Origin of the sequence: Nocardioides sp., from assembly GCF_050699375.1 — a bacterium.
In the GTDB taxonomy this organism is placed as follows: domain Bacteria; phylum Actinomycetota; class Actinomycetes; order Propionibacteriales; family Nocardioidaceae; genus Nocardioides.
Genome location: NZ_JBOHDN010000329.1, coordinates 1 through 5,340 on the forward strand (window position 1 = coordinate 1; position 5,340 = coordinate 5,340).

The following is a 5,340-nucleotide window of genomic DNA, read 5'->3' on the forward strand; positions in this document are numbered from 1 at the left end:
CGCGATCGAGGCCAGCACCAGTGCACGGTTGGTGAGCGACTTGCTCCCCGGCAGCGACACCGTCGCCGCGACCGGACCGTGCGCTCTGGGCGCCGGCCAGGGGTCGGCGATGTCAGCGGCACGGTCGCTCGTCGTAGTCACGGTCCGATCTTAGTGTCTGGGACCTGCGAAAACCTCAGTGCGTCCGCCCGCTCGGGCAGACGGACGCGCCATGGGCTGGTGTGGGATCAGTCGATCCCGATCGCCTTGAGGAAGGCCTTCCATGTCAGGCCGCTCGCCTTGGCGCTGCGCTCGGCCTCGGGATCCTCGGAGCTGGGCGGCCCACTCGGGCTCGCGCTGCTGCTGGGAGCGCTGGGCGGGACCGACGTGCTCGGGCTGGCGCTACCGCTGGGTGAGACCGACGTGGTCGGGATTCCCGAGGGCAGGGTTGAAGTGCCGGACGGTGAGGGCAGCTTCGAGCTGCCGGACGGATCCGGAAGGCTGGGGCTGGTCGGGGGAGTGGGGACCTGGCGTACGTCCGGTGTCTCGGTGGGCACAGGGGAGCCGGTGCCCGAATCGCCGACCTTGTCGTTGCCGGACTCGGGGTCCTGGTAGCCCACGGCGGTGAGGCTCGCATCGAACGTCCACTCACCGTCGGCGACGAAGTCGAAGTGGAGCACAGCCTGGCCGTTGTTCGCGCTGGTCAGGGTGCACTCGCCCTCGACGACGCCGTCCTGTGGCGCAGGCGTCGGGCTGGACGGCGAGCAGGCCCACATCGACTGGGGGTTCGACGACCCGGGGTAGGGCTGGGATACCCCGGTCGCGCGGTAGTGGAAGGTCGCGGTGAAGCCGTCGCCCGAGGGGATGCCGACGGCCATGACCTGGATGTGCTCGTACTTCTTGAAGGAATGGTGGTGCAGGGCCAGCCCGGCGTCGTGCTTCGGCGCCTCGAGGGTGACCTCCACCTGGCCGATGTCGGTGCCGCCGTGGCCGTCCGAGATCTGGTAGGCGAAGGAGTCGGAGTCGCCCTTGGCGGCCGGGTCCCTGGTGTAGACGACCTCGCCGTCCTCGATCTCGGCGGTCCCGTGCTTCGGCTGCTCGGTGATCTCGACCAGCTCGAGCAGGTCGCCGTTGTCGTCGGTGTCGTTGTCGAGCACGTCGATGGTGGTCTCCGCCCGACCCGGCCCGTCATGGTCAACACCGGGCGCATCCGCCGTGGCGGTGTCGTCGACAGCCTTCGGGGCTGCGTTGGGCGTGGTGACCTTCACCGAGCCGGCGACGTCGCCGCCGTTGCCGTCGGTGAGGACGTACTCGATGGTGTCGGTGCCGCGCCAGCCCACCTCGGGCTGATAGGTCACGGTGGTGACGGGCTCGTCGGCCATGCGCAGGCCGCCGAAGATCGCGCCGCTGACACTGCCGCCCTTGCCGCCAGAGGTCGAGGCGCCGCCCATGGTCACGGTGCCGTGCGCCGGGGAGGCGACGGTGGCCTCCTTGACCGAGAGCGGGTCGCCGTTGGCGTCGGTGGCGCCCTGGGTCAGGTCGATGACCGTCTTGCCTCCGGGCTGTCCGTTGATGTCGGCGATCGGCGTGGCGATGACCGGAGGCTGCTGCGGCTGAGCGGGCGCCGGGTCGGCCGGTTGGTCGGCGGGAGGCGCGGCAGGCGGGGCTGCGGGCGGGGCGGTCGGCGGAGCAGCAGGCGGTGCAGCGGGAGCTGCAGCAGGAGGTGCCGCGGGCGGTGCAGCAGGAGGAGCGGCTGGAGGCGCAGCAGGCGGGTCAGCCGGCGCGGGGTCGGCCGCAGGTGCTTCGGCGACAGGCTCGTCGGCGGCCTTCTCCTTCGGTGCCGGGTCGCCACCGGTGAGCGCGAGACCGGCGACGACGGCTGCGGCGGCGGCGACACCCGCACCACCCGCGACCGTACGTCCCACCGGGTCGCCCAGCGCCCAGTCCTTGACCCGTCCGAAGAAGAACAGGACGCCGCCCTTCGCGGCGGCACCACCGCCGACGGCGAGATAGCCGGCGCCGGCAGCCCCGAGCAGTGCCGGAGCGAGCCAAGCACCCATCCCGGAGTTGACCTCGGTGAGCTCGAGATAGATCGCGGTGCACGGACGGCAGTCCTGCAGGTGGTCGTCGACCTTCTTCGCGTCGCGCTTGGAGAGGCCGTTGCGGATGTAGGCACCCAGGTTGGCGCGGGTGGTGGCGCAGGCCTCCTCGCCGGCGTCCTGCGCGTGCATCGAGATGAACGCCTGCTTGAGACCTTCACGTGCCCGGTAGGCGAGCGCGGAGACGGAGTTGGCGGACATGCCGAGCATCGGCGCGACCTCGGCCGGCTTCTGGCCCTCGACCTCGGTGTGCCACAGCACCTGCTGCCAGCGCTCGGGGAGCTGCTGGAACGCCTTCGCGGCCGCCTGGTTGTCGAAGCCCGAGACCGCGGTGTCCTCGAACGGCACGCCCGGGTCGAACGGCGTCAGGTCGTCCGTCGTGGTCAGCTTCGAGGAGGCACGGATCTTGTCCACGTGCAGCCGGCGCACAGAGGTCAGCAGGTAGGCGCGGAACGCCAGGTCCGGGCCACCGCCCTTCTGGAGCACGTTGAGCACCTTGGCGAACGCCTCGGAGACGAGGTCGTCGGCGTCCCCGGGTGACATCAGCTGACGGGCGAGCCGCCGAGCGGCCTCGACGTGACGCTCGAACAGCGTCCCGTACGCGTCGAGGTCACCGCCGCGGACAGCGGTGATCAACTCCGCGTCGCCGGGCGCGTCGAGAGTGGTCGCAGAGGTGGGGGTCGTTTCGCTCACAGCACCAAAGACGTTAGAAGAACGGAGGTATGACGCGGGTTGCGCCACAGCGTGACATGCGTGGTGCCAACGACAGCGGTAGTCCGCACGTCACGCCCCCTAGCCGGATCAGGCAACAAGTTTCTCGAAGAACCCAGGAATGTGGGTGTCTTTCCGCGTCATGGTCGCCGATTACGTACGTCAAGTCTATGCGAGGACGCGGGAGTCGGCGATCTGGCGACTGTATCCATGACACAACATCCATGACACAACGAACTTTGACAAGACCGACACCCGACACGAGGACAAGGGGGTGAACTGTGCGGCTGTTCTCTCGGGGCCGACGTACGCATTCATCCACCCCCTTCGAGGTGAGGGAGCTCTCCGATGAACAGCGGGCGGAGCTCCCGTCACGGTTCGAGGCTGTCGCGGAGGCCCTGGCAGAGCGAAGCAGCTACGTCGCCGAGGCCTGCTGGGTCGCTGGTCACGACCTCGCGGAAAGAGGTGTGTCCCTGGGCGAGAGCCTGGAGGACCTGCGGACGACCACGCAGGCGGTGAACGCCCGCGACCCGGCCTTCACCGAGGTGCACGCGCTCTCGGTCGCCTGGAGCGAGGCGACCCTCGGCTACCTGCACACCCTTTCCTGTGCCGACCCGCTCACCGGCCTCGCGACCCTCGCGCACGTGCGCGAGCGGATCTCGGAGCTCTACCGCGACGCCCGAGCCGTCAGTCATGCGCTGGTCGTCACAGACGCCCACCTCCCCGGCAACCCTGGCGGCAAGCTCGACAGCATCGCCGCCGCACGACGGATGTCGCTGCTCGGTCAGACGGCACGCTCTGTCTTCGCCGGCGCCGCCGCCGTCGGGCAGGTCGGACACAACCGGATGGTCGTCGTCGCAGCGCGCGACGAGACGCTGGTCAAGCGGCTCTCGCTCCTCAAGCGGATGGTCGAGCACAGCGCCGACCGGATCTGGATCGAGGGCCTCCCCGAGAACGACCGGTCCGCGGGCATCCTGCTCGACGAGCTCGCCCGCGGGGCATAGATCACCCCGCCCCGCCGAGTCGGCTCGTCCTGACCGAGATCCGCGCCGAGTCGGCTCGTCATAACGAGCCGACTCGGCGGAGAACGGCGTCAGGACGAGCCGACTCGACCGGAAGTCGTCCGGAACCGTCCCTCGTTGGGGTCTGAGTTGATAGCGCCCACCGTGGGTGACCGCGGCGCTATTGTGAACGTATGTGCGGTCGTTACGCGTCCAGCCGCCAACCAGACGAGCTGGCCGAGGAGTTCGAGATCGATGAGCTGCGTCTGCAGGAGCCGCTCACCGAGAGCTACAACGTGGCGCCGACCAACGACGTCTACGCCGTCCTCGAGCGCCCGCCGCGCGAGGAGCAGCCGGCCGGTCAGCGCCAGCTCCGCTCCGTACGTTGGGGTCTGGTCCCCTCCTGGGCGAAGGATGCCAAGATCGGCAACCGGATGATCAACGCCCGCATGGAGACGGTGGCCGACAAGCCCGCCTATCGCAAGGCCTTCGCCAAGCGCCGCTGCCTGCTCCCGGCCGACGGCTACTTCGAGTGGTACGCCACCGAGGCGCTCGACGCGAAGGGCAAGCCCCGCAAGCAGCCCTACTTCATCACCCCGAAGGACGGCGGGGTGCTGGCGATGGCCGGGCTCTACGAGCTGTGGCCCGACCCGGCCAAGGCGGACGAGGATCCCGACCGGTGGCTGTGGTCGTGCACCGTGATCACCACCGACGCCGAGGACTCCTTGGGACGCATCCACGACCGGATGCCACTGATGGTGGAACGCGACCGTTGGGATCAGTGGCTCGACCCGGCCAGCCCGGGCGACGTGGAGCTCCTGACCCCGGCGGCGCCCGGTCGGCTGGAGGCCTTCCCGGTGTCGACGCTGGTGAGCAACGTACGCAACAACGGCCGCGAGCTCATCGAGCCGCTGCCGCTCGAGGAAGCCTGGGGATGACATGGGTGGAACAACCACGCAGATGATCGACACGCCGTACGGACCGGGGCGGCTGTTCACCCGTCGCGCCCGGCGGCCGCAGGCGACCCTGCTGCTCTCCCACGGTGCGGGCAACGGCATCGACACCCACGACCTGATGGCGCTCAACGACGCGCTGCCGGGGCAGGGGATCACCGTGGTCCGCTTCGAGCAGCCCTGGCGGGTCAAGGGGAAACCCGTGGCCACGCCGCCGAAGTCGCTCGACGCGGCGCTGACCCTGGCCGCCAACTGGATGCGGGTGCGTACGCCGCTGGTGGTCGGAGGCCGCTCCGCCGGCGCCCGATCGGCGGTCCGCACGGCACGAGGCTTCGGCGCCGCCGGGGCGCTGTGCCTGGCCTTCCCGCTGCACCCGGTGAGCAAGCCGCAGATCTCTCGCGCCCACGAGCTGCTGGATGCCAAGGTGCCGACCCTGGTGCTGCAGGGCACGCGTGACAGGTTCGGCAAGCCCGAGGAATTTCCCGAGAGCGTCGAGGTCACCCCGATCCCGGGCGCCAACCACTCGCTCGTCGTCGGCAAGCGCGGCCCGCTCAGTCAGGCCGATGCCGACGCGATCCTGGTCGAGTCCACCCTGGA

At 69.9% G+C, this 5,340-nt stretch carries 4 protein-coding genes and 1 pseudogene; 3 read left to right on the plus strand and 2 right to left on the minus strand.

Translation table 11 applies throughout. The features are described 5' to 3' along the window. Window positions 1-141: pseudogene (locus tag ACRDPS_RS22600) on the minus strand (3-phosphoshikimate 1-carboxyvinyltransferase); the annotation flags it as partial. Between the two features lie 86 nt (window positions 142-227). After that, a complete protein-coding gene (locus ACRDPS_RS22605; protein WP_431503914.1) occupies window positions 228-2,771 on the minus strand; it encodes a sigma-70 family RNA polymerase sigma factor in 2,544 nt (847 codons plus the stop codon). 350 nt (window positions 2,772-3,121) lie between these two features. On the opposite strand from ACRDPS_RS22605, the gene ACRDPS_RS22610 reads away from it, so the two are divergent. The 3 genes from ACRDPS_RS22610 to ACRDPS_RS22620 form a co-directional block, all read left to right on the plus strand. Next, entirely contained in the window at window positions 3,122-3,793 is a 672-nt protein-coding gene (locus ACRDPS_RS22610; protein ID WP_431503915.1) for a hypothetical protein, read from the plus strand. A gap of 191 nt (window positions 3,794-3,984) precedes the next feature. Next, the gene (locus ACRDPS_RS22615) at window positions 3,985-4,728 is read left to right on the plus strand and encodes an SOS response-associated peptidase (protein WP_431503916.1); all 744 of its coding nucleotides are present in this window, start codon (window positions 3,985-3,987) and stop codon (window positions 4,726-4,728) included. A gap of 1 nt (window position 4,729) precedes the next feature. Next, a partial coding sequence (locus ACRDPS_RS22620; protein WP_431503917.1) for an alpha/beta hydrolase family protein occupies window positions 4,730-5,340 on the plus strand: 611 nt, incomplete at its 3' end.